The 23889-nt window shown below is 53.7% G+C and carries 20 protein-coding genes; 16 read left to right on the forward strand and 4 right to left on the reverse strand.

What is annotated here, in order from left to right; translation table 11 throughout:
* Positions 1-91: 91 nt before the first annotated feature.
* The 5 genes from FC18_RS03420 to FC18_RS03440 all read left to right on the forward strand — a co-directional run bounded on the left by FC18_RS03420 (position 92) and on the right by FC18_RS03440 (position 6493).
* On the forward strand, positions 92-706 hold the full coding sequence (locus FC18_RS03420) for a WxL domain-containing protein (protein WP_054677736.1): 615 nt from the start codon (positions 92-94) through the stop codon (positions 704-706).
* A 161-nt stretch (positions 707-867) separates the two neighbouring features.
* Positions 868-1920, forward strand: coding sequence for a WxLIP family cell surface protein (locus tag FC18_RS03425; RefSeq protein ID WP_054677738.1), 1053 nt, complete (start codon positions 868-870; stop codon positions 1918-1920).
* A gap of 28 nt (positions 1921-1948) precedes the next feature.
* On the forward strand, positions 1949-4570 hold the full coding sequence (locus FC18_RS03430) for a hypothetical protein (RefSeq protein ID WP_156300837.1): 2622 nt from the start codon (positions 1949-1951) through the stop codon (positions 4568-4570).
* Positions 4571-4777: 207 nt separating this feature from the next.
* Positions 4778-5413, forward strand: coding sequence for a WxL domain-containing protein (locus tag FC18_RS03435; RefSeq protein ID WP_054677742.1), 636 nt, complete (start codon positions 4778-4780; stop codon positions 5411-5413).
* Positions 5414-5905: 492 nt separating this feature from the next.
* Complete coding sequence (locus FC18_RS03440; RefSeq protein WP_054677744.1) at positions 5906-6493, forward strand: WxL domain-containing protein; 588 nt, start codon at positions 5906-5908, stop codon at positions 6491-6493.
* Positions 6494-6625: 132 nt separating this feature from the next.
* Here FC18_RS03440 and FC18_RS03445 read toward each other — a convergent pair whose 3' ends face one another.
* The gene (locus FC18_RS03445; RefSeq protein ID WP_056975467.1) at positions 6626-8407 is read right to left on the reverse strand and encodes a helix-turn-helix domain-containing protein; all 1782 of its coding nucleotides are present in this window, start codon (positions 8405-8407) and stop codon (positions 6626-6628) included.
* A gap of 170 nt (positions 8408-8577) precedes the next feature.
* Here FC18_RS03445 and FC18_RS03450 point away from each other — a divergent pair, with 170 nt between their 5' ends.
* From FC18_RS03450 to FC18_RS03460, 3 genes are all read left to right on the forward strand, one after another.
* Positions 8578-9165, forward strand: a complete 588-nt coding sequence (locus FC18_RS03450; protein ID WP_054677748.1) for a LemA family protein — start codon at positions 8578-8580, stop codon at positions 9163-9165.
* Positions 9166-9179: 14 nt separating this feature from the next.
* Positions 9180-10082 carry a TPM domain-containing protein gene (locus FC18_RS03455; protein ID WP_054677749.1) on the forward strand — a complete coding sequence of 301 codons (903 nt, stop codon included), beginning with the start codon at positions 9180-9182 and terminating at the stop codon, positions 10080-10082.
* A gap of 169 nt (positions 10083-10251) precedes the next feature.
* Positions 10252-11412, forward strand: coding sequence for a CapA family protein (locus FC18_RS03460; protein ID WP_054677751.1), 1161 nt, complete (start codon positions 10252-10254; stop codon positions 11410-11412).
* Positions 11413-11463: 51 nt separating this feature from the next.
* Here the strand turns inward: FC18_RS03460 and FC18_RS03465 are convergent, their stop codons facing one another.
* A complete protein-coding gene (locus FC18_RS03465) occupies positions 11464-12345 on the reverse strand; it encodes a hypothetical protein (RefSeq protein ID WP_056975468.1) in 882 nt (293 codons plus the stop codon).
* Positions 12346-12614: 269 nt separating this feature from the next.
* On the opposite strand from FC18_RS03465, the gene FC18_RS03470 reads away from it, so the two are divergent.
* Positions 12615-13997 (forward strand): MATE family efflux transporter, encoded by a 1383-nt coding sequence (locus FC18_RS03470; RefSeq protein ID WP_054677756.1) that lies wholly within the window; start codon positions 12615-12617, stop codon positions 13995-13997.
* Positions 13998-14044: 47 nt separating this feature from the next.
* On the opposite strand, the gene FC18_RS03475 is transcribed toward FC18_RS03470, so the two are convergent.
* Both FC18_RS03475 and FC18_RS03480 read right to left on the reverse strand, forming a co-directional pair.
* Complete coding sequence (locus tag FC18_RS03475; RefSeq protein WP_156300838.1) at positions 14045-14395, reverse strand: toxin-antitoxin system, toxin component, MazF family protein; 351 nt, start codon at positions 14393-14395, stop codon at positions 14045-14047.
* 12 nt (positions 14396-14407) lie between these two features.
* Positions 14408-14719 (reverse strand): type II toxin-antitoxin system RelB/DinJ family antitoxin, encoded by a 312-nt coding sequence (locus FC18_RS03480; RefSeq protein ID WP_054677760.1) that lies wholly within the window; start codon positions 14717-14719, stop codon positions 14408-14410.
* Between the two features lie 307 nt (positions 14720-15026).
* Here FC18_RS03480 and FC18_RS03485 point away from each other — a divergent pair, with 307 nt between their 5' ends.
* The 7 genes from FC18_RS03485 to FC18_RS03515 all read left to right on the forward strand — a co-directional run bounded on the left by FC18_RS03485 (position 15027) and on the right by FC18_RS03515 (position 23626).
* Complete coding sequence (locus FC18_RS03485) at positions 15027-15977, forward strand: thymidylate synthase (RefSeq protein WP_054677763.1); 951 nt, start codon at positions 15027-15029, stop codon at positions 15975-15977.
* Positions 15978-15992: 15 nt separating this feature from the next.
* On the forward strand, positions 15993-16484 hold the full coding sequence (locus FC18_RS03490; RefSeq protein WP_054677765.1) for a dihydrofolate reductase: 492 nt from the start codon (positions 15993-15995) through the stop codon (positions 16482-16484).
* Between the two features lie 177 nt (positions 16485-16661).
* A complete protein-coding gene (locus tag FC18_RS03495; protein WP_082403953.1) occupies positions 16662-16979 on the forward strand; it encodes a PadR family transcriptional regulator in 318 nt (105 codons plus the stop codon).
* Entirely contained in the window at positions 16963-18741 is a 1779-nt protein-coding gene (locus FC18_RS03500) for a DUF4097 family beta strand repeat-containing protein (RefSeq protein ID WP_054677769.1), read from the forward strand. The genes FC18_RS03495 and FC18_RS03500 overlap by 17 nt, the downstream gene beginning before the upstream one ends.
* A gap of 199 nt (positions 18742-18940) precedes the next feature.
* Entirely contained in the window at positions 18941-20470 is a 1530-nt protein-coding gene (locus FC18_RS03505) for a Ppx/GppA phosphatase family protein (protein WP_054677771.1), read from the forward strand.
* Complete coding sequence (locus FC18_RS03510) at positions 20467-22647, forward strand: RNA degradosome polyphosphate kinase (protein WP_056975469.1); 2181 nt, start codon at positions 20467-20469, stop codon at positions 22645-22647. Before FC18_RS03505 ends, FC18_RS03510 begins: the two co-directional genes overlap by 4 nt.
* A 25-nt stretch (positions 22648-22672) precedes the next feature.
* A complete protein-coding gene (locus FC18_RS03515; RefSeq protein ID WP_054677773.1) occupies positions 22673-23626 on the forward strand; it encodes a Ppx/GppA family phosphatase in 954 nt (317 codons plus the stop codon).
* Positions 23627-23889 lie beyond the last annotated feature (263 nt).

The following is a 23889-nucleotide window of genomic DNA, read 5'->3' on the forward strand; positions in this document are numbered from 1 at the left end:
GGCCTACACCTCTGAGTTGGAGAAAAATCTCCAACACCAGAAAGTGTAGACCCTTTCTTATCCTAAACTACTTTCCCTGGAGGAACTTACCATGAAGAAGACCGTTTTGATGTTTGCTACCGCTGCTCTTGCAGCACTTTCACTTTCCGCTGTTGCTGGGAACAAGGTTTCCGCTGCAACTAAGGACACGACAGCGAAGATTACTCTCACTGCAGACAAAACATCTGGTGACAAATCTGGCGACTTGCAACTTGTTAGCGCACCAGGATTTGATTTTGGCTCTGTTGAGCTTAAGGCAGACACTGACACTACCGCTGATGCAGACGGAGACACTACCCTTTCTGTTTTGAACCCAGGGCTTGCTGAGGGTTGGGGCGTTACTGCTAAGGCAACTGAATTCACTGGTGCTAGCGGCAAGCTGTCCGGTGCAGTTCTTTCTCTTACCACCACCCGCGACGCTAAGACTGAAGCAGAAGGTGCAACGAGCGCAGATATTTCTAAAGATGGTAGCACGGTCTTAAACGCAACTTTTGGTGCACGTAAGAACTCAGACGGTTATGTTGGTGTTGGTACTTCTAACTCTACCGCAAAAGCGCACATCAGCGTTCCTGCTGGTAACGTAACTGGTGATTACTCTTCTACCATCACCTGGACGCTTACAGCAGATCCTGCAACTGAAACACCTGCAGACGGCACGAACAAATAATAACAAATTTCATTCATAACAATTGGCTTTCTTCAGCTCCACTGGTACACTAAAGGTGAATAAAGCGCATGGGGGCGTTAGCTGTCAGCAAATCTGAACCCGAGTTCAGATGCGCGGGTTAACGCCCTCTTTGTTTAAAAACATTTGGGGAGAACACTCTAATGAAGAAACTAGTCTCAAGTCTGCTCGCATTCGTTGCTGCACTCCTGTTTATCCCAGGTCTGACGGCCCACGCCGAATCGCTGCACTACACTATCTCTGCTAACCTGCCGAACAACCAGCTCGACACCTCAGCGTCATACTTCGATCTGTTGGTGAAGCCGGGTTCTACGCAGAACCTGAGCATCGTGATCACTAACAGCGATAGCAAGGCCCACAACTACAGCGTGGCCACGAACCGTTCCGAAACCAACACGAACGGGGTCATTGACTACAACAAGCATAACAAGACCAAGCCCGCATCCCTGCAGGCAAACATCGAAGACATGATGCCTGCACCAACCAAGGTGAAGGTGCCCGCTAAGAGTGCTAAGACGGTGACCATGAAGCTGAGCGTGCCAACCAAGAGTTTCACCGGGGTTGTTCTCGGGGGGATTCGTGTGGAAGAACTGGACACGACCTCAACCGCGAAGAAGAGCAAGGGCCTGACACTGACGAACAAGTTCGCCTACGTGCTCGGTCTGCAGCTGCGGGAAACCAAGAATGTCAGCAACATCAAACCTGACATGCGCTTGAACAAGGTGGGCGCGACCCAGATCAACAACCGGAACTACATTTCGGCCTACCTGGAAAACACGCAGCCGACCATGATGACCACCGTGCGCGTGAAGGCGAAGGTCTACAAGGACGGCAGCAACGATGTGTTCGTCAAGACCGACAAGTCCGACATGAAGATGGCGCCAAACTCTGTCTTTGCCTTCCCAATCAATGCCAACGAATACCCACTGGAGGCCGGCAACTACAAGCTGGTCGGTGACGCGTGGGCAGAAAACGGCAAGTACCACTGGCACTTCTCCAAGAGCTTCGTCATTACTGGTGCCGAAGCCAACAAGTTGAACAAGACGGCCGTGGATCAGAAGAAGCCGAAGACCAATTGGCTGATGTACATTCTGATTGCCCTGGCAATTCTGATTTTCCTGATTCTGCTGCTCATCATTATTCTGTTGCTTAAGCGGCGGAAGAAGGATGACGACGAGGATAACGCTAAGAAGTAGGCCCTGATAACTGGGAGGTAACACAATTATGCGAAAAAACAAAATAGTGTATCTGCTTGTCTTCCTCGTAGTTAGCATTGGGGTAGTGTTTGGTATTACGGCGGGAACCGGGCGCAGTGACGCCTCACAGCCTCAGAAGGATTCAATCCCTGGTTATATGATGAATGCGCCTATCCAAATTTGGGAAAATGGTGCGTTAACAGATGAGGAAACTCATGCAGCGTTAGTTAACGGTGATAGTTATTCTTCAGCTGGTGCAGTAACTCTTGATACTAAATGGTCAATGAGTCTGTGGGTAATGGGTACGGCAACGTTCTCAATCACTGATGGTAACAAAAAGGATTTGATTGAAAATCCTGCTAAAGCATCAGAAACCAAACCGCTTGATTTAAATGGAACTGTCGGAAAATGGACACACGTGACGATTTTCTACACACCAACAAGTTCTGAACACGGAGCGATTTTTTATCGGTACAATGATCGTGATATGAATGGTGTTCCAGATGCAAATGGTGGTACTGCCGGGAACAATAATACCAAAATACTGGTTGATCGCTCTGCCGGTGGCAGCTATATGTATGGCATTCATACCACTAGTTCCGGTAGTTATGTTGTAATGAACTCCTTTAGTAGTTATGCCACTACTAGTGCGGAAGTTGCACTTGTTGACACAGATCAAAACATGCAGGTTCGTGATTCTAGATCAAGTTCTAGTCAATTTGGTACGGGAGCAACTTTTGTTTCGACGAATACCACTACAAGTAACGTATACAGTGGCGACAATCTGTCTTTGACATATCGTTTTAGCTTTTTGTCGAAGGATACTTTGAGCACCACGATTGACAATATGGAATTTGAAGCGAGCCAGATTGACCATGTTACTTGGGAAAATGCTACAGTCACTAAGTATTCTGGCTTAGATGGTAGTGGTAATCCGACGGGCAGTTCTACACCGGTTAAGGATAATGTGAGCTTAACTGATATTACGGATAACAAGGACGATGTATTTGGTTCGCTGCAGCCTGGCGATACAATTGAAATCTCGATGAATGGTAAGGCTGATGATGTAACGGAACCAACCGCTGTTGCAGCCCAAACGTATCGCTTCTTTAATGGTGGCGCTGAGTCATACATGGATGCAGACCCGTTATCAAAGTTGAATTCTTCCACATCCAGTTTTAGTTTCCCGTCTAATTTATCTCAGACCCCTAAATTCACTATTCTTCCTGCCCTGAAGACCTCATCCAAAGTTAGTGTCGTTGACAATGACTGGGAAAGCAAAGATGGCGGCAAGACACTCGTAAACGGTTCTACTGTTCTTGCAGGTGATTCACTCACCTACGACTACAGTGCTACCTATGATAAGTCTAGTTCGGTTGCTTCATGGTCAGATGTGTTAGCTAAAATCAGCACACCAAGTGGTTTTACGCCAAAAACGTACACAATTAAGTACAGTGATGGTTCAAGCGAAAGTAGTGATGCTTCGGATGTTGTTTCTGGCCATAAGTTGCAGCATGCTTTGAACGCTAATAACCAGACAGTCCACATAATTGTTGAGGGTACTGTCAACTCGGGTGCGAAATCGGTGGGCACGACAACAGCGACGTTGAGTTCGGACTCACCCAAGCATGCGGAAACGATGACGACTGGTAGCTATACAGTGATTCCTGAGCCGTTCAAGGTTGATAACACCAAGATGAACTTATTTATCAGCAATCCGAAGGGAACTACGGCAAGTAACGGCTATCAGTTAGGTAAAAATCTTACGTTTGATAGTAATGGGAATATTTCCGTCAAGGCAGTGACTAGTGATGACGGAAGCTACACAAACTATAATGAAGACAGCAACGGATTCATTATTAATGGTAATGTTACGGTAGAAGGCTCAAGTACGAATAATCCAAGTGGTTTAATTACGTATCTGATTACGGTAAATGGTGATCGGACGCTGAAGGTTCAGTTGCCCGCGAAAAGTTTGAACGATTCTGCTTTCAGCTTTAAGTTTATTAAACCTGGTAAGGAACAGACCTGGGATGGCAACATTCAGTCAAGTCTAAATGCGGCCAGCTCATTTACACACAGTGTTGTGCCAATTACGCTGGGGTACTTGGAACCAGATAAGGTTAATACAATCAAGATTCAAGCTGTCATGAATGACGGTAGTGCGGCAACGGATGCGCAGACGGTCTACGTTCAGCCAGGCCAGCTTAAGCTTAACGCTGCTGACATTGAGTTTAAGACCCAGTTGAATGGCAGAGAGAAGTCAATTGCACCGACATCTGCCAATGTTTCGATTACGAACACTGCTTTGCTCGAATGGAAGCTGAGTGTTAGCCAAACCACAGCTATTACGAATGATGCAACTGGCAAAACACTGGCGGCTAACCTGATGTATTATACTGGTTCTGGCGATCAGTACACAGACTTATCAAGCTCAACCGACGGCACGGTAGACCGGTCATCGGTTGATATTGATACCGGAGTACCTGCAAACAACGATTTAAATGGGAGCGTCAACGTGACCTCAAAGTGGGCAACAACCGATGCTGAAGCTGGGGCGAAACCAGGCATCTTCTTGGATATTTTCGGTAATGCTAAGGCTGGTTCATATTCTGGGGAACTGACCTGGACTTTAACGGACGCGCCGTGATTGCTTTCAAATATTTTGTCACATTTCGCACGCTATATGCATGATTTCCATTGAAACCATGCACTAAATTCGATATAATACTGGAAGATATTTAAATCGAAATTGCTCACCTGAACTGTTAAAGAGTTTGGGACGACCCGTTCACAAGGGAACTTCACCCGTTGTGTAACGGGTCATTTTTATTTAGTCAGAAAGGAGGCTGGGAATATGCTTAAGAAAATTGTGACATCAGTTGTGGCAGTTATCGTTGCTCTGGTAATCAATGGTACTCTTAGTGTTGACGCAGCCTCCAGTACAACAACCAAGGCTAATGTTGAGTTAACTTCTGGCGGCCCAATCACATTGGATGCAGTTCCTGCGATGTATGACTTCGACACGCACGACGCTAAGCAGTCACTGCAGCATTATGATGCAATTACTGGTGATAAAAGTCCAATTCAAGTGACCAACCCTGGTAACGACACTGGATGGAATGTCACTGCCGAGATGAGCAAGTTAGAAACAGCAAGTGGTCTACAGCTTATGGGTGCAAGTATTGACATGATCAACAATACTGATTATGCAGGTGATTCTGGTGTTGCTTACTTACCTAATGGCGCTGTGCTCAACGGTGTAACAACAACAAAGGACAACGCGTCAGCTATTGATATGTTTCCTAAAGCATCTAGTCCAACATTGACGCCTGGAACTGCAGCAACTGTGTTCTCCGCAGTGCAGGGCGGCGGTGTTGGTGTTTGGCAGACAGCCTTTAAGCCAGTGCTTAACGTGCCGGCTGGTAACGTGGAAGGTACCTACACAGGGACGATTACTTGGACTTTGGAACAAACCCCATCAGGGAACTAATGTAATGATCGCGGCGAAGTTAATCTTCCCGCGATTTTTTTGTCCATACCTATTGCATTATTAATAAATAGGGCGTATCTTATTCCTTGTAAACAAAAACTGAACATTGCTCACTTGCTTAGTAAGTCCCGGTTCGGGCAGAGTAAGACGACCCGTGCGCATGCGAACTCCGCGATGCGTGCGGGTTTATTTACTTAAATGACCAAATTCATATCATTTAAGAGTTATATAGAGAGCATATCAGTAATGAAATATAAATGTAATGAATAACACAATCCCCCGTGCGTTATTCAGGATAAAATTTTATCCACCAGTATGTCACGGACCAGTGGCTGCTAATTAAATAACGAATTTTAAGTTTGCGTTCTGCTAGTGACCCCGCATGGGTACTAGTATGGGCGCTTTTTCTGTGTTATAAATAAGACAGTTATTTAGGGGAAGTTTAGGAAATTAAATAGCACACTTGTCATACTCGGTTCGGGGGAAACGCATATGATCAAACAATCTTTTCTTGGGGTAGTTGCCGTCGCAGCTGCAGCCATCGTTCTTGGCATCACTGGGAACACACAGTCCGCAAAGGCTGATACAACAACGCATGCAACGGTTACGTTCACGCTGCCAGAAGACAGCAAAATCGAAATCACGTCCATGCCAAACATCGACTTTGGGTCTGAACAGGTTAACACCAGTGGTCAGGACATTCAGGCGAAGAACATTGACGCACCTCTGTCCATCGACAACCCAGGTTTCGCAACTGGCTGGCACGTTGATGTAGCAGCAAGCAACTTTACCACTTCTGACAAGTCCGTCAGTCTTGCTGGTGCCGCAATCAAGTTCACCAATGGTTCCGTTAAGGCAACTGCAGCTGGTAACGTTTCTACCGTACCTACCGTTCAGCCAACCACCGTTCAGGCCGGTTCTGATAGCCAGACGTTGGTTAACGCTGCTGCCGGTACTGGCGTTGGTGCTTACGACACCAGCTTCGCGAACACCGAAGTGAGCCTGGACATTCCATCCGGGAACGTTGCCGCTGACTACACGTCCGACCTGACTTGGACGCTTGCTAACACCCCAATGTAAAAGATTGATAGTGTGATATTCGCCACCGCACAGGCCATTCGGCACGCGCTGGCAAGGTAGCTGACTTAACGGTCGGCTATTTTTTTGCGCAAAAATGCGGCGCCGGGGATGGCAGCGCCGCATTGAGATAACTTATTCAGCTGTTACGTCGGCCATGAAGTCGGGCCGGTTTAAGAAATTGGCGAAGTTCGGGATCTGTTCCTGCACCTCGGTCAAATAGCCCAGCTCGATCATCGTGCGCAGGAAAGTCTCAATTTGATCTTCCACCGCGCGGCCAGGGGTGATGGTTGCCTGGCAGAGCAGCTTTGCCAGTTTGGTGAACATGGTTTGCACGCTGATAATCTTCGGCGCGGCAGCACGTTGCATGTCCGCTAGCATGGCTGCCGCAATTTCTGTATCGCCGGATTCGATGACCGTCAGCGCAATGTAGAAGTCCAGAAGGTCCCGGTACTCGACGGCGCTATGGTAGCCGGCATCCGCCCCAATCAGGCCCCGCCAGATTTTGTACGCCAACTGGTAGTCCATATTGCCGCTCGCACAGGTGAATAGGGTGTAATACGCTTGGTTCCAGCGTTTAGCGTCAAGTAAAATGGTGCCTGCCTGCGCGATGAGGGCTTCAGGTACGTGGTCGTAATTAAACGCATAGCTGTAGATGCGCACCGGCAGCACGCGCAACGTCCGGACGGTGGCGGGCACCTGGGCCATCTGGGCTTCCAGGTGCGCGATGACGGGGGCCGCGGTCGCCTGCGACAGGTTGTGGTCGCGGGCCTTGAGCGCGGTGATGGCGTTAAAGGCGGCGGCGTTAATGGAGAATTCACGGCGACCCAGCTGCGACCATTCCGTTAACAGGAAGTCGTTGAGCTGCTGGGTACGGTTGAAACTGAGCTGACTCGCCCCGTTTTCAAACCGCGACTGGGCGGCGGTGGACCAGTGCAGGCACACGTCGGTAAGGTTCAGGCCCCGCTGGTGGCGAATCATCCGCAGGTGCGGGCCAATCTCGGCGGCGGGCGCTTCCTGCTGGTGGGCAACCATGAACTTGGCACCCGAGTGCACGGACGCGTGCGGGTGCCAGCTCAACTGCCAGTAACGCTGCAACCAGGGGAGCATGGCGCCAGCACCAACGGTTTCGAGGTTTGCAAGTAGCAGGGTAAATGTGGGCGTCGCGGCTGGTGTGCTAGTACTGTTCGCCACCAGTTGCAACATGTTCAGCGCCGGCCGAATTTGGCGCACCGCAATCGAGTTCCAGCGCGGCTGGACGATGTCGTCAAGGTCTTGCAGACTCTGACTGAGCGCTGGGCGGTCACCGAACTTGGCCGCGGCCAGCGCGATAGCCAGGCCAACGGTGGTCTGCAGCGGCAAAGAACCGCCGGCGGCCGCAATCCCCACCCGACAGAAGTTGCGGAATTCCGTGCTGGCAAAGGGCAGGACGGTGAAGATGGCCGTGGCTTCGATGGTGCCCCAACTTTGCGGGTACGCGAGGAATTTGTGCAACTGGATTTCATCCCGCATGCTGAGCTGGAAGTCGCTCGTTACTTCGGTAGTGGCGCATTGGAAAATTAACTGTTCCACTGCCTTCAGATAGGTATCCGGATCGCTAATGTGGGCGCTCAGGAAGCGGTTGGCCGCTGTCTGAATGGCCGCCCGGTCGTCCGTCAGTAGCAGTTCGATGAGGTTCAGCGGGAACGAATACGGATTTTGTGCGTTCAGGTTGCGAATCTCCGTCCGGTTCATGCCCAGATTGAACATCAAGGTGACTGCCGCCTCCGTGCTGATTTCGCTTTGCCCGCGTTCGAAGCGCGACAGGCGCGCTGCAGACATCGAGTCGCCGGCGGCTGCGCGCAGCGATAACCCGAGATTTTCCCGGTAATCATGGAACCAGGTGCCGAGACTTTGGTTGCTTACTGCGTCCGTCATAATTTTGCCCCCATGTGCAATAGTTAACCATTATTGTATGCCACATTCGCACCGTCTGCATGCGAATTTTGCGCAATATGCGACTTGGGACTGAGTCTTTTAATCGCCAACACGGTACAATTGAATTATAGATAATATCCGGCAACATGACGGATTAAGGAGAGAAAATTATGCGCAAAAATAATTCTGGGCTCATTGCGGGTATCATCGCGGCGGTCGTCGTGGTCATCCTGGCAATCAGCGGTATCGGCACGTATAACTCACTGGCCAAGGAGAACCAAACCGTTGAGGCGAAGTGGAGTCAGGTTGAAAACGTGATGCAGCGGCGTTACGACCTCATCCCCAACCTGGTCAACGCGGTTAAGGGTAGCATGAAGCAGGAACAAAAAGTCTTCACTGCCATCGCGGATGCGCGCAAGGCTTACGGCAATGCCGGTTCCACCAAGTCTAAGGCTAACGCGAACGCCAAGCTGGATTCCAGCGTGGGCACCCTGATTAACGTCATCAAGGAAGACTACCCGGACCTGAACAGCAACAAGCAGGTGCAGACCCTGATGACCCAGCTGGAAGGCTCCGAAAACCGGATTGCGGTTGAACGCAAGCGGTACAACGAATCCGTCGAAGATTACAACAAGGACGTGGTTTCCTTCCCGAAGAACATCTTCGCGAACATGATGGGGATGGGCCAGAAGGATTACTTCAAGGCTGATGCCAACGCGGCGAAGGCCCCAACTGTGGATCTCGACACTGACAAGTGAGAGTAGGTGAGCGCATGCGCAAACTACATGCATGGGCATTCGCACTCGTAGCGGCGGTTCTGTTACTGATTGGAATTGCGCCGGTCAACGCACACGCGGCGACCATGCCCGCCAAACCGGATGCTGACTACTACGACGGCATTAGCTTGCTGGATGACACCACCCGGCAGCTGGTCGAAGATAAGAACCAGTTCTACCAGTCCACGAAGCAAAAGCCCCAGGTCGTGCTGGCCGCCATCAAGTCCACGGGCGGCGACAGTATCGACAGCTATGCCCCCGACCTCTTCAGCAAGTGGGGCGTGGGTCAAAAGGGCAAGGACAACGGGATTCTCATCCTCTTCGCCCGCAACGACGGTGACAACAATGTGCGTATCGAAGTCGGTTATGGCGCCGAAAGCTACATGACCGATGCGATTTCTGGCCGGATTCTTCAGGACAACCTGGACGACCTCAAGAGCAACGATGACGCCGAGGTGAACACCGGCCTGCGCAACGTGTTCAACGCCGTGGCGACGATGGTGGATAAGCACTACAAGTACAAGTCCGACAGCAATACCCTGACGTCCGCCAAGTACAACGAGTACCGTGGCCGCACGCAGACGCGCACGGGCAGCAGTACGCTGGCCAAATTGATCAAGGGTATTGTCTCCATCATCATCCTGCTGGTAATTCTCGTTGTTGTGCTTGGTGGCTCTGGCGGTAATGGCCGGGGCGGCCACGGCGGTGGTGGCGGGAATGGTTGGCTCTGGTTCCTGCTGGGCAACATGCTCGGTTCTGGCTTTGGCGGCCGCGGCAGCTTCCGCGACGATGATGACCATTTCGGCGGTTTTGGCGGTGGTGGCTTCGGCGATGGCGGCGGCTTCGGGGGCGGCGGTTTCGGCGGCGGGTCCTCCGGTGGCGGTGGCGCCAGCGTTTAATTAAATGATTAGTATAGATAGGGGCGGATTCCGACTGGGGTCCGCTCCTTTTGTATTACCCGGGAACATTTCATCTACATCACAAATTGCTCAGAAACCGTTTTCGTGAGCGCTATGTAGTAAAATTCACATAGTATATTAAAAGATTTATAGCGATGGGGGTTACAAAATGGGCAAATTAAAACGGACGGGGCTGGGGCTCATGACCCTGCTTAGCGTCATGGTGCTGGCGGGTTGTTCCGGCACCAGCAGCAAGGGTGCGGACAAAACTAGCAGTACGCGCAGCAGTAAGACAGTTGCATCGAGCAAGAAGCGGGCGCGGACCAGTAGCACGGCCACTAAGAGTAGCAGTACCGCCAAAACGGACCAGACCAACGCGCACCTGCTATTGACCTTTATGGGTGACAACACGATGGGAACCGACCCGAAATTCAACGCGGCGACATCACTGCCCACGGTCTGGGCCCAGCACGGCAACAGCCCGACGTATTTCTTTCAGAACGTCGCGCGGTATTTTCAAAACGACGACCTGACGATTGCCAACCTGGAGACCACGCTCACGAATACGAGCACGCAGAAGTTCAAGGGGACGGGCACCGTGTTCCACTTCAAGGGCAATCCGGCGATTGTCAAAACCTTGACGGCGTCCGGCATTGAGGCGGTGACGGTGGCGAATAACCACATTTACGATTATGGTCAGCAGGGCTTCGATGACACGATTGCCACGTTGAAGGGCGCCGGCGTCGGCTACTTCGGTGAAGGCTACAAGTACACGACCACGGTCAAGGGCGTGAAGATTGGCATGCTCGGCTACCAAGGCTGGACGGCTACGACTGCGGATTTGACCAAAATCAAGACGGACATCAAGGAGTTGCGCGCCGCTGGTTGTCAGATTGTGATTCCGTACTTCCACTGGGGCATCGAGAAGGCGCCGCGGCCGAATGCGACCCAGACGACGCTGGCACACGCGGCGATTGACGCCGGGGCGGACATGGTCATCGGCTCGCACCCGCACGTCATCGAGTCCATGGAGCAGTACAAGGGCAAGCTGATTGCTTATTCCATGAGCAACTTCTGCTTCGGGGGCAACAGTCACCCCAGCGACATGCGCTCGTTCATCTTGCAGGCGTCACTGAACGTGCAGGATGGCAAGGTGGCCGGCAGTCAGTTCAAGGTCATCCCGACGCGCATTTCCTCCACGAGTGCGTACAATGATTACCAGCCGACGCCGTACACCGGCAGCGAGGCGACCAGCGTCTTGAACTACATGAACTCGTTGTCGCCGACGCTGAACGGCGGCATCAGCAATCAGTACTTTAGACTGCAATAATTTGGGCAAAACAAAACCACCCCAACGGCATAGTTGAGGTGGTTTGTTGTGTTACCGGTTTGCCCGCCGCACGAACGGAATGGTTACCAGCAGGACGATGAGCCCGGCGACAGCGGCGATGATGTAGTAGCCGCTCATGTGGTTCACCGTCTGGGCGATGTAGTCAGCGGCCACCAGTTGGAAGTCGCCAAACTTGGCGGTCAGGGTGTCGACCATTGGCAGCTTCTGGCCCAGCTGCATGACGCCGAGGCCCAGGAGCCCGGCAACCAGGCCGACCCAGCCGAGGTTGTGCAGGAAGCCGGAGAAGCCGGCAACCAGGAACAGCCAGACGGCCAGCACGACGGCGATGACAATCAGCGGAATGATCAGGGAGTGGATTCCCTTCGCCACTTCTTGGTACTCGGCGCGCGCGGTGGCGGTGCGGTTAGCCAGCTCGTTGTTGAAGTAATCATGCAGACGCGACAGGATTTCAGAGGCTAGCAGCGTGGTGATGGTGCTACTCAGGCCCGTGGACGTAGGACTAAGGGCATTTTTGACCGCGCTATCCATGTCGGTAAAGTCGATCTGGTTGGTCGTGTTCGTGTACACGTCAGCCACGGCGGTAGTGACGACGGCCTTCGCGGTGGCGGTGCTAATGGCGCGGGAGACGAGGGTCGAGACGTTTGCCGCCTTGCCCGTTTGGACGCCGACGTTTTTTTGCACCTGGGTGGTAATTGTGTTCAAATTGTCACCTGTCGTCAGCGTTTTAGTCGTAAAATCTGAATTAAGAACGGTCTTATTCGCTCCGTAGATGCCAAGCCCGATGGTTGCGACCAGGGCGAGGAAGAACGTCGCAAACCACCGTTGGACACGGTAAGGGTGCTTCTTCTTGCTTGATGAATATGACGTGCGCGCTGGTTTGCGCCGCGCAGACCGTCTTGTTGTTTGGGTCATGCTAAACCTCCGTATTGCCGCACGATGGTTTGCGCGTGCGGGCGCGATAATGGCAATAAGTTATCCGCAGTCCGTGAACGAATGCGAATTAGTTACCATCATCATACCGCTTTCGTTCTCATTTGCGGCCGTGGTGGGGCCAATTTTGCGAAAAGTTGGTAATTGCGGACGGAAAGCCGAATTTGTATGTTGCGGCCAATGCTGAATTTCGCTATTGTGACGTGAGGTAGTTATTTAATACATATTTGCACGAGAAATGGGGGACTGATATGAAGTCATTAACATCTGGGAATCCAATGAAGCTGGTCATCTGGTTCACCGTGCCACTGCTCATCGGGAACATGTTCCAGCAGCTATACAGCTTCATGGACGCGCTGTTCGTGGGCCGCTTCATCGGGTTGAACGCGCTGGCCGCGGTTGGGGCGACCGGGAGCCTCACGTTCCTGATTATCGGGTTCGCACAAGGGGCAAGTTCTGGGCTCGCGATTCCGACCGCGCAGGCATTCGGGGCGCGTGATGAACGCGGGGTTCGTCGCAGTTTTGTCGCCAGCATCTGGATTGCCATCATGATTAGCGTGATCCTGACGGCACTGACTGCGGGGCTGACGATGCCGATGCTGAAGATTATGCAGACGCCCGCGGCCATCTTGCAGGATTCCGCGGCGTTCGTCCGCGTGATTTTCCTCGGGTTCAGTGCCTCGATGGCGTTCAACATGCTCAGTAACCAGATTCGGGCGCTGGGCGATTCGCGCACGCCGCTGATTTTCCTCATCATCGCCTGCATCGTGAACATTGCGCTCGACTTCCTGTTCATCCTGGTCTTCAAGATGGGGGTTGCCGGCGCCGGCTGGGCCACCGTCACCGCCCAGGTCTTCTCTTCGCTCTGTTGTGTGTGGTACATCGGGAAGAAAATCCCGTACCTGCACCTGCGTAAGGAAGACATGACGTTCGACTGGCCGGAAATCAAGAAGCAACTGACCATCAGCCTGCCTATGGGTTTTCAAATGTCCATTATCGCCATTGGGGCCGTGATTTTGCAGGTGATGCTGAACACTCTGGGCACCGATGCTGTGGCGGCGTACACTGCGGCGGGACGGATTGACCAACTGGCGACGATGCCCGCGGCCAGCTTCGGGGTCACCATGGCCACGTACGTTGCGCAGAACTTGGGTGCGCGGGAATACGCCCGCATTCGGCAGGGCGTGCACCAGACCATGGCGCTCAACTGCGCCGTGTCGGCCATCTTGGGCGCGCTGATCATCATCTTCAGCAAGCCGCTCATCGGGCTGTTTGTTTCATCCAGCCAGACGCACGTCATCAGCATGGCGCAGACGTATTTCCACTTCAATTCCAGCATGTACTGGTTCCTCGCGATTCTATTCACGACCCGTTACACCTTGCAGGGCCTCGGCCAGACCGGGGTGCCAATGCTGGCGGGGATGTTCGAGTTGGTCATGCGGGTGATTGCCGGCCTGGGGCTCGTGCCGCTGCTCGGCTTCACGGGGGCCTCGATGGCTAACCCGCTGGCGTGGATCGGCTCCGTTGCCGTATTGATTACCTCCTACTTCCACACGATGAAGAAGTTGAAGGAGAAGGAACGCCAGCAGGAGCTTGCACGGGCTGGTGCGGCGGACGCGGAGAAAATCGAGTAAATTAATGGCAGCCAGGACTTCGTTCATAATCCTGGCTGCCATTTTGGTTATATATTCGCGTGATAGAGGTGCATGATGATTTTGTGCAAATCGGAAGGAACTAACGCACCAATTCTGGCGGAGTGTAGTTCGTTAAGCTGGGAAAATGTAATCTGAACGGGATTGCCGGTATCAACCCATGATTCACGTTTAAGTCCACATTTCTGCCAGTGGTCGATTTTTACGTATTGGCGCTTAATTTGTGGACTTTTATTTTTATACTTAGTGGTAATCGGGAACAACACCACGCGTGTTGAATCCCAGAGTAGTAGAACTGGTCTGTACTTGGCGGTTGCGCCCGTAACTTCATCGGGAACCCGAAATTGCACAACCATTCTGCTGAGCTCATCGTTAATCACTAGCGCACCTACTTATTTATGAAAGTCGTCATCAGTGTAGAGATCATCATTGTCTGGTTCGGGTAATGCTGCATTAATTTCTGCATTCGTCGCGAGGATTTTGCCACCGGTGTTAGTGAGTCCCAGTCGCGTTGCTTTTTCCATTGCCATTTCCTCGGTTGTTAGGGTCAGACTGAACGGAATTGAGCCAGTTGCGGCAATTCTAGCCAATAGTGCGTTGATGACTGCAGACTTGGTCAAGCCCAGACGGTTGATTGTTGAATCGGCCTCACGTAACCTATTTGAGTCAACGTAGATTTGAATGCGAGTGGTATCTTCTGCCATTATTATCACCTCTTGGATTCATTATAACTCGATTTAGAGTGTAATAGGAGACAAATCCACGCTAAAATGATTTTCTCCCTTGACCCAAACGTTGCGTCAACCGTTACCCTTATATTCGCGGTGATAAACATGGACAAAGTATCAGCTAATTTACCCAGTTAATTGTCATCAGTGTTTACAATCGCGGTAGTGGCGGACATTCGCCAAATAACTTAGCTTTCATGTTCACGCCCGCACGCAGGCTGGTATACTACTTGTAGTACTGTCGGCGCGGCTGACACCCAAAATCTGCTTAACGGAGGCAATTATGCTTGAACAAACATACTTAAACCTAGCGCAAACCATTCTCGACACCGGCCACTTCAAGGGCGACCGCACGGGGACGGGGACCTACAGCATTTTCGGGTACCAGATGCGCTTTGACTTAAGCGAAGGGTTCCCAATCTTGACGACCAAGAAGGTGCCGTTCGGGTTGATCAAGAGCGAGTTACTTTGGTTCCTGCGCGGGGACACCAATATTCGCTTCCTGCTCCAGCACAAGAATCACATTTGGGACGAATGGGCGTTCAAGAAGTGGGTGGAGTCGGCGGAATACACGGGACCTGATATGACTGACTTTGGCCGCCGGAGTTTGGTCGACACCGAGTTCGCTGTGGCCTATCAGCAGCAAAAGCAGCTGTTTGACCAGCGGATTTTGGCTGATGACGACTTTGCGGCCAAGTATGGCGACCTCGGCCTCGTTTATGGTAGTCAGTGGCGGGCTTGGCGCACGAGCACGGGGGAGACAATCGACCAGCTTGGCGACGTGATTAAAGAAATCAAGCGTAACCCCAATTCACGGCGCCTGATTGTTTCGGCGTGGAACCCCGAAGACGTGCCGACCATGGCGCTGCCACCGTGCCACACGATGTTCCAGTTCTACGTGAACGACGGCAAGTTGTCACTGCAGCTGTACCAACGTTCCGGGGACGTTTTCCTCGGCGTACCGTTTAACATTGCCAGTTACGCACTGCTGCTGGCGATGGTGGCGCAGGTGACGGGGTTGCAGGTGGGCGAATTCATCCACACGCTGGGTGATGCCCACATCTACAGCAACCACCTCGATCAAATTCACGAGCAGCTCAGCCGGACACCGCACGCAGCGCCTAAGCTGTGGCTGAACCCCGAGAAGCACGACCTGATGGATTTCGAGATGCAAGACATTAAGCTTATCGGCTACACCAGTGAACCAGCGATTAAGGCCCCAGTGGCCGTCTGAAGCGTGGAGGATAACATGATTGCATACATTTGGGCCCAAGACGCCCGCGGTACGATTGGCAAAAACGGCACGTTACCCTGGCACTTACCTGATGACCTCAAGTTCTTCAAGGACCAAACTCGCGACCAGATTGTGGTGATGGGCCGCAAGACGTTCACGGGAATGGGCGAACGGCCCTTGCCTAAGCGCGTCAACGTTGTGCTTACCCGCCAGGCGAACTTCACGGCGCCAGCAGGAGTGCACGTGCTGCACGACAAGGCGGCCGTGCTCGCTTTTGGTGCCGCTCATCCTGAGCAGCACCTGATGATTATCGGCGGCGCGGAGATTTACCGCCTATTCGCGGATGTTGTGGACACGCTGTACGTGACGCGCCTCGCCGGAACTTTTGCCGGTGACACGCAGATGGCGGCCTTGCCGTGGGCGGACTTCACGCGCACGACGGCCCGCACGGTAGTCAACGCAGACCCGGCGTTAACCCACACGTTTGAAACCTGGCAACGCAAATAATTTACCTCGCAAACCGGCCGCTCCTGGCCGGTTTTTGTGTACCTCAAAACATTTATCAACTTTTTTGAATTAAGTACTATTTTCAAGCAAGTACTTGTGCTATGATAATGGCATCGAAAGGTAAGGCACGGAAAGCGAAATCGAGGCGATACTTTGGAACCAGAATTAAGCAAGGATATGGTACGCGGCTACCTGAGCGCAATCGTGCTCAACGTCTTGAGTCAGGGCGATAGTTATGGCTACCAGGTGACCAAGGACGTAAGCAACATGAGCGGCGGCGCGTACAGCATCAACGAAGCAACGTTGTACACGGTGTTCAAGCGGCTGGAGAAGGCCGGCAGTATCGAAGGGTACTGGGGCGATGAGAGCCAAGGCGGCCGGCGCAAGTACTACCGCATCACGGAAGCGGGCGTAACGCAACTGGAGCAAGAACGAGCAACATGGGCACTGGCAAAGAAGAGTTTGGAGGCATTAATCAATGGAAACAAACAGTGAGCTGGAACAGCAAATTAACGCGCGGTTGCAAGCAATCTTGGCCGACTACGCGCAGACGCCAGAGTTGGCAGAGTTAGCGGCTGAAGTGGAGAGTAACCTGATGGCCGCAGTCATTGACAAGGTGGCGCAAGGCGAAGATGAAGCGGACGCCATTGACCAGGCCTTTGCCGAATTCGGCGACATCAAGGGGCTGGCGGACGAATTGGTCGCGGCGCAACCACAAAGTGCCGCTGGTGCTGATCAAGCAGACACCGCTGACGCCGACGTGCATGACATTGCCCGGCGCGCCCGGAACATTGCGGCGGCAGCGGTGTCCTCAGCCGAGCGCGCAACGAAGCAGGCGGCGCGGATGCAAGCGCAGGCCAAGGAGCGGGCCGAGATTGCGACACAGCGAGCGGAAGAAGCCAAACAACGGGCCAGTGAGCAACAGGCGCGGGCTGAGGAACGCGCTGCGGATGCAAGCAAGCGCGCTGAAGAGGCTAAACAGCGCGCAGCCAAGATGCAGGCGCAAGCAGAGGAAAGGGCTGCGGCGGCCAAAGCGCGGGCAGAAGCAGCCAAGGCCAGAGCAGAGGCGGCGCGGAAACGGGCTGCAAGCGGTGACCACGACGGCATCCAGATTTATGGCGACGCCCAGAGCATTTCCGTGAACGGACAGGTCGTTGGCGTCGACATTACGGCCGATGAAGCGGAGAACAAAATTAACAAGAGCGACGATCACCGTGTGGATGAACGGGTAGCACAGAACGTGATGCACGCGGCGATTGACGACATCAATACGATTGTCACCGACCACAAGCGCGATGACGTGGAGATCATTGCCACTGATGATGATCAGATTACCGTCAGTGAATATTTCCACCGCTACCGGCCTGATTACAACGGGCGGATTACGCGCGCCGGCGATACCCTCACCATTGCCTCCGGGGTCCGTCCGCTGGGGGGGATTAGCCTCACGCTGGGGACTATCCACCTGGGTTTTTGGTCCCACATTGTCATTGCCATTCCGCGCACTTTCGCAGGTAAATTAACGCTGAAGAATGATGATGGCAACCTCAGTGTGCGCGATTTTGAACAGCCAACCGTGCTGTCAGCGACGAACAGTGACGGCAATATTGAACTAGTCGGCCTGGGCATCAAGGCCGTTGCCGCCGCGACGGCGGATGGTTATTTGGACTTACGGGAAAGTAAAGTGGAAACGGCGACCCTCACGTCCCAGGATGGCAATATTGAAGTCACCAACGTGCACGCGGAGCAGCTGAGTGCGCACACGGCGGATGGCGCCGTTACCGTGACCAACGTGCGGACAACGGGGGCATTCAAGGCGACCTCCGGGGATGGTAACGTCACGCTGCATAACGTGAACGGCGAGCAAGTTACGGCCAGCACCGCGGATGGTGACCTAAGCTTCAACGACGTTACGGGTAGCGAGCTAGCGGTGGCAACCGGTGACGGGGATGCAGACCTCCAGGCACTCTCTGGGGCCGGCAGTTTCACGACGGGCGATGGCGACCTCGATATTCAGTTCACCGCCGTGACCGGTGATATTACCGTTAAGTCCGGTGATGGGGATGTGGACTTGGTTCTGCCCCGGCAGTCCAGCTACACCTTCGACCTCCACGCCGGCGACGGCCATGTGGACCAGGCCGAAGACGATGTGCAATTCACTAAGCATGGTAAGCACCGCCGTCGCGGACAGAAGGGCGCGACGCCAACGTTTGCCCTCACTGCCGAGACCGGCGACGGTGATTTGCGCCTCCACTAATTGATTCATTGCGGCTGCTGACCGGACGCAATTGACTAAACCATCCTTGCACAAACAAGGGTGGTTTTTTAATGCCAAATCCGCCGCGGCAATTGGCCAAATCTTGCGCAGATTTTCACTGGTGCCAGGGCCTGAATCCGCTCTGCGTGGTATGATGAGGTTAGTAAATTTGTCGGAAAAATTGTGGGAGGTTCGCCAAATGAGCAGTCCAGAACGCGGGTTAGTTGTTATTACTTCACAAGGGGTGACGTTCTCCATTACGAACCTGAATAATCTGACCACCATCGAGCGCGGGACGTATCCGGTGCCGGTGGGGGAAGAGATATTCGGGGATCACGTGTTGTCACCAGAAACAACCGGTGAGTTGCAGAATGCCTTGCAAGCGGTGAAGCAGCTGTTCCGGGATTATGGTGTGGGCACGTACGAGGTTTACGCCGGCCAGTCGTTCTTCGAGGGTGAGAACGCGGAGTTCGTGCGCGACCAGCTGTTTAACCGCACGGGGATGTGGGTGCACCGCCTGGCAATCACGGAAGAGGCGTACCACCGCACGTCGGCGGTCCGCCAGAACTTCCCCCATTTTGACCAAATGATTAAGGATGGGACCGTGCTGGTTGATATCGGTGGCGGGACCGTCGAGCTGATTGCCTTTAGTAACGGGACCTTCAGCTTCGCCCGCAATCTGAACCTGGGGCCTTTGCGTGTGTTTGAAGTGATGAAGGACGTGCAAAACAGCGAGCCGAATTACGTCGAGGTCATGCACGATTACATCGACAGTCGGCTGCTCGAGTTCATGCGCCTGTTGCCGCAGAAGCATGACTACCAGAACATGATTCTGACCGGTAGTGGCATGCGGCTGCTCGGCAACATGTGGCCGGAAGACGACAAGAACAAAATTGACCGCCACCACTTCCGCAAGCTCTACCACGAACTGACCCGTGCTAGTGACCAGTACATCAGCAGTACCTACAACATCGCACCGGGCCAGGTCAGCCAGGTGCTGCCAACGATTCTGTTGATTCACCAGCTGGTGCAGCGCCTCGACGCGAAGGACACCTGGCGCAGCAATCTGCGGCTCATCGACGGGCTGGAAGTCAACGCCGCGGTCAACGCCGATTCGCGCGCCGTCCACTTCGACCCCACTGAAACCACCCGCGCCAGTGCGCTGACTTTGTCTAACTGGTATCACGTTGACGCTAAGCACCGGGACACCACCGTTAAGTTCGCTCTGCAACTGTTCGACCGCCTACACAAGTTGCACGGGCTGGGCAAACGCGAGCGTTTGCTCCTGGAAACGGCGGCGCTGATTACCGACATCGGTAGTTACATCGACACCCATGATCACGCCGAGAGTTCCGATTTCATCATCCGCAACTCCGACATCATGGGCCTTAGTAGCCGTGAGCAGCGCATTGTCGCAACCATCGCGCATTACCACACCAGCGCGACACCACAACTGGATATGTCCGCGCTGCAGATGTTCAAGGGCGGCGACCGCCTAATTGTGGCCAAGCTATCCGCACTGCTGCGAGTGGCGGATTCGCTGGATACCAGTCGGCAGCAGAAGATTGATACTATCAGCGTGTCGACACGTAACGGCCAGGTCACCATCACGGCGCACACGCGGGAGAAGCTGGAGCTAGAGAAGTGGACCCTGGCACAGAAGGGGTACTTCTTTGAGGCCGTGTTCGGGATGCCAGTACGTTTGAAATGGAGGAATCCACAATCATGAGTAAAAATCCGTTTGCTGATCCAAAATTCTACACTAACCGGGAATTGAGCTGGATTAGTTTCAATGACCGGGTCCTTGATGAGGCGCGCGATAAGGCCAACCCGTTACTGGAACGGGTCCGGTTCCTAGCTATCACCCAGAGCAACCTGGATGAATTCTTTAACGTCCGCGTGGCGTCATTGCGCAAGTTGGTTTCGGTTGGCTACGGCAAGGCGGATGCGGCGGGGATGTCACCCAACGAGCAGCTGAACGCTATTGCCGAGGCCGTGCACAAGATGGTGGACAAGCAGTACAGCACCTTGTCCCGGTCCCTGATGCCGGCTTTGGCCAAAATCGGGATTAACGTGCACCAACCAAGTGAACTGACGGGCGAGCAGCTGGACTTCGTGGATGATTATTTCCACCAAGAACTCTACCCCATCCTGACGCCGCTGGCCGTTGACGTCTCCCGGCCGTTCCCGTTCATCGGGGACCACACCATGAACCTGGCGCTGCGCCTCGAGCGGCCCTCAGATAAGGACGACAAGCGCAACTTTGCGACCGTCCAGATTCCCGACAGCATGCCCCGGGTGATTCGCCTGCCCGGTACCGGCGATGATTTTGTCCTGCTAGAAGACGTGGTGCGCCAGTACGTCGGCGAGTTGTTCGTCGGTGCGCGTATTCGCGAATCCGCGATGTTCCGGGTCACCCGGGACATGGGGCTGGATGTGGATGAAGAAGACACGTCCGACCTCATGAAGGAAATCCAGCAGCAGCTCAAGAAGCGTGAACGCGGACGCGTTATGCGGCTGGAAGTTGAAAGCGACATGAGCAAGTCGCTGGAACGCTACCTCGTCAAGCACATGGACATCGATACGCGTGATGTGTACCCGATTAACGGGCCCATCGACCTGCAGTATTTGAGCAAATTGGTGAAGAGTGTGGCGCCGCGGCCCGACCAGTTCTATCCGGAAGCCCAGCCATTCCTGGCGCCCCAGTTTAAGGATGAGTCGATTTTTCACCTCATCAAACAGCACGACTTGTTCTTGCACCTGCCTTACGACAGCTTCACGCCCGTCGTTGAATTCATTCGTCAGGCAGCCACAGACCCCAAAGTGCTCGCGGTTAAGATGACGCTCTACCGGGTTTCCAGCAAGTCACCAATCATCAAGTATCTGAAGCAAGCTGCCGATAACGGCAAGCAGGTCACGGTGCTGGTGGAACTGAAGGCACGGTTCGATGAAGAAAATAACGTGCACTGGGCCAAGGAACTTGAGCGCGCCGGCTGTCACGTTATCTACGGGCTGGTTGGCCTCAAGACCCACTGTAAGATTGCGCTGGTCGTGCGCCGCGAAGAAGACGGCATGCGCCGGTACATGCACATGGCGACCGGGAACTACAACGACGTGACGGCGCGGTTCTACACTGACATGGGCCTGTTCACCTGCAATCCCGAAATCGGTGCGGACGCCAGCAACATCTTCAACATGCTGTCCGGCTTCTCGGAACCACCGTACTTCCACAAGTTGGTGATTTCTCCAGACGGCATTCGTGACTTCCTGTCGGACCGGATTGATGACGAAATCAAGGCGGCCAAGGCGGGGCGGCCGGCGGAGATTCACATGAAGATGAACTCACTGTCCGACCCGCACATGATTCGCAAGCTCTACGCAGCGGGGGCGGCCGGCGTTAAGGTCGAGCTCATCGTGCGTGGTATCTGTGACCTTAAGGTGGGCATTCCGCACGTGTCGACCAACATCGAGGTGCACTCGATTGTCGGCCGCTACCTGGAACACTCCCGGATATACGCGTTCTACGCGGACGGTGAGCACCAGGTATTCCTGTCCTCGGCCGACCTGATGACGCGTAACCTGTCGCGGCGGGTGGAAATCCTGTTCCCGATTCTGCAGGAAGACATTCGCCAGCAGGTCCGCAGCATCTTCAACCTCATGTGGGACGACAACGCCAAGACGCGGGAGTTGCAGCCGGATGATACGTGGAAACGCAGCGAGCGGCGCGGCCGGACCGTGTTCAACGTGCAGGACTACTTCGTTGAGCACGCCGCCGATATGGCCACCGACCTGCTTGGCGTCGAGGAACCAGACGACGACCAGCAGACGGCCGGGCCCCGGCGGTTCATTCCGCTGACGGCACCAGAAGACCCAGATGCGGATGACGTGGACGACCCGGAAGCATAACCCGGTACACTAATTAGGAGAAAACATGGCACATTTTGCAGTATTTGACCTCGGTAGTAACTCTGCCCGCATGTCGGTGTGGCGGATTGACGGCGGCGAACCCACGCCGGTTTTGAAGATGAAGGAAATGGTGCGCCTGTCCGAGGACATGGGGGATGAACGCATTCTGCGTGAACCCGCAATCGTGCGAACACTCGCCGCGCTCAAGAAGTTCAAGGACGCGCTTAATGGCTACGAAGACGTGACCATTAAGGCCTACGCCACGGCCGCAACCCGGCAGGCCCGCAACCAGAAGCTGTTCCTCAAGCGGGTGCAGGAAGAAGTCGGGCTCACCATCGAGGTCATTCCCGGTACCAAGGAGGCTGAGCTGGATTACATGGGCGTCATCAACACGTTGCCCGTGCAGAATGCCCTGATTATTGATACCGGTGGCGCATCGACCGAGCTGATTCTGGTGCAGAACCGGAAGATGCAGAACCTAATTTCGATTCCGTTTGGCTCCGTGAACCTGACGGAACGCCACTTGCACAGTGATCCGGTCAAGGCCAGCGAGTTGTTCAACCTGATGGCGCACGTGAATAGCACGTTCAACGGTATCTGGTGGCTGCGCAAGGCCCAGAACCTGCCGCTCATTGCACTGGGTGGCTCCAACCGGACGCTCGCGAAGATTGAACGGCGCAAGGAACACTTCAAGAACTTCGAAGATATCCACGGTTACCGGATGCACACCAAGGAAATGAACAAGATTTTCGCGGAAATCCTGGATGCGGACCTCGAGCAGCGCAAGGCGATTCCCGGTTTGTCCAAGTACCGTGCGGATATTATCGTTGGCGGGTTAATCCCCGTCGTCACCATGATGCGCTACCTGGATTCCGACCGCCTCGTGTTCTCCCAGAACGGCCTGCGTGAAGGGGCGTTGTACGAACACCTCAATGGCGTGCAGAAGGTAATTGGCGGCGCGACGGAAGTGGTAGAATAAAAAAAGCCAGTGCGTGATTGCACTGACCTTATATAAGTTGACTAGTTGTTGTCGATGATAACACCGAGAAGTTCGAGTTCTTCGCTGGTAATCATGTTTGCACCTCCTAGTCATAGCTAAACGTTGATGTCACCTTAAGCTTGCCGGCGGGGTGGCATTTTGTGTTGGCTAAGTATTTTTGGTACGAAAATAATGTATCAGCTGCGAAGTGACAATGCAAATATTATGATAAAAAAAATAAGATAAAATTACATTGTCATCTA

It is taken from the genome of Lacticaseibacillus sharpeae JCM 1186 = DSM 20505, from assembly GCF_001436225.1.
Classification (GTDB): domain Bacteria; phylum Bacillota; class Bacilli; order Lactobacillales; family Lactobacillaceae; genus Lacticaseibacillus; species Lacticaseibacillus sharpeae.

Excerpts from the sequence above, each read along its gene's own strand:
- FC18_RS03420 (WP_054677736.1), top strand. The coding sequence starts at position 92 with ATGAAGAAGACCGTTTTGATGTTTGCTACCGCTGCTCTTGCAGCACTT.
- FC18_RS03425 (WP_054677738.1), top strand. The coding sequence starts at position 868 with ATGAAGAAACTAGTCTCAAGTCTGCTCGCATTCGTTGCTGCACTCCTG.
- FC18_RS03430 (WP_156300837.1), top strand. The coding sequence starts at position 1,949 with ATGCGAAAAAACAAAATAGTGTATCTGCTTGTCTTCCTCGTAGTTAGC.
- FC18_RS03435 (WP_054677742.1), top strand. The coding sequence starts at position 4,778 with ATGCTTAAGAAAATTGTGACATCAGTTGTGGCAGTTATCGTTGCTCTG.
- FC18_RS03440 (WP_054677744.1), top strand. The coding sequence starts at position 5,906 with ATGATCAAACAATCTTTTCTTGGGGTAGTTGCCGTCGCAGCTGCAGCC.
- FC18_RS03445 (WP_056975467.1), bottom strand. The coding sequence starts at position 8,407 with ATGACGGACGCAGTAAGCAACCAAAGTCTCGGCACCTGGTTCCATGAT.
- FC18_RS03450 (WP_054677748.1), top strand. The coding sequence starts at position 8,578 with ATGCGCAAAAATAATTCTGGGCTCATTGCGGGTATCATCGCGGCGGTC.
- FC18_RS03455 (WP_054677749.1), top strand. The coding sequence starts at position 9,180 with ATGCGCAAACTACATGCATGGGCATTCGCACTCGTAGCGGCGGTTCTG.
- FC18_RS03460 (WP_054677751.1), top strand. The coding sequence starts at position 10,252 with ATGGGCAAATTAAAACGGACGGGGCTGGGGCTCATGACCCTGCTTAGC.
- FC18_RS03465 (WP_056975468.1), bottom strand. The coding sequence starts at position 12,345 with ATGACCCAAACAACAAGACGGTCTGCGCGGCGCAAACCAGCGCGCACG.
- FC18_RS03470 (WP_054677756.1), top strand. The coding sequence starts at position 12,615 with ATGAAGTCATTAACATCTGGGAATCCAATGAAGCTGGTCATCTGGTTC.
- FC18_RS03480 (WP_054677760.1), bottom strand. The coding sequence starts at position 14,719 with ATGGCAGAAGATACCACTCGCATTCAAATCTACGTTGACTCAAATAGG.
- FC18_RS03485 (WP_054677763.1), top strand. The coding sequence starts at position 15,027 with ATGCTTGAACAAACATACTTAAACCTAGCGCAAACCATTCTCGACACC.
- FC18_RS03490 (WP_054677765.1), top strand. The coding sequence starts at position 15,993 with ATGATTGCATACATTTGGGCCCAAGACGCCCGCGGTACGATTGGCAAA.
- FC18_RS03495 (WP_082403953.1), top strand. The coding sequence starts at position 16,662 with ATGGTACGCGGCTACCTGAGCGCAATCGTGCTCAACGTCTTGAGTCAG.
- FC18_RS03500 (WP_054677769.1), top strand. The coding sequence starts at position 16,963 with ATGGAAACAAACAGTGAGCTGGAACAGCAAATTAACGCGCGGTTGCAA.
- FC18_RS03505 (WP_054677771.1), top strand. The coding sequence starts at position 18,941 with ATGAGCAGTCCAGAACGCGGGTTAGTTGTTATTACTTCACAAGGGGTG.
- FC18_RS03510 (WP_056975469.1), top strand. The coding sequence starts at position 20,467 with ATGAGTAAAAATCCGTTTGCTGATCCAAAATTCTACACTAACCGGGAA.
- FC18_RS03515 (WP_054677773.1), top strand. The coding sequence starts at position 22,673 with ATGGCACATTTTGCAGTATTTGACCTCGGTAGTAACTCTGCCCGCATG.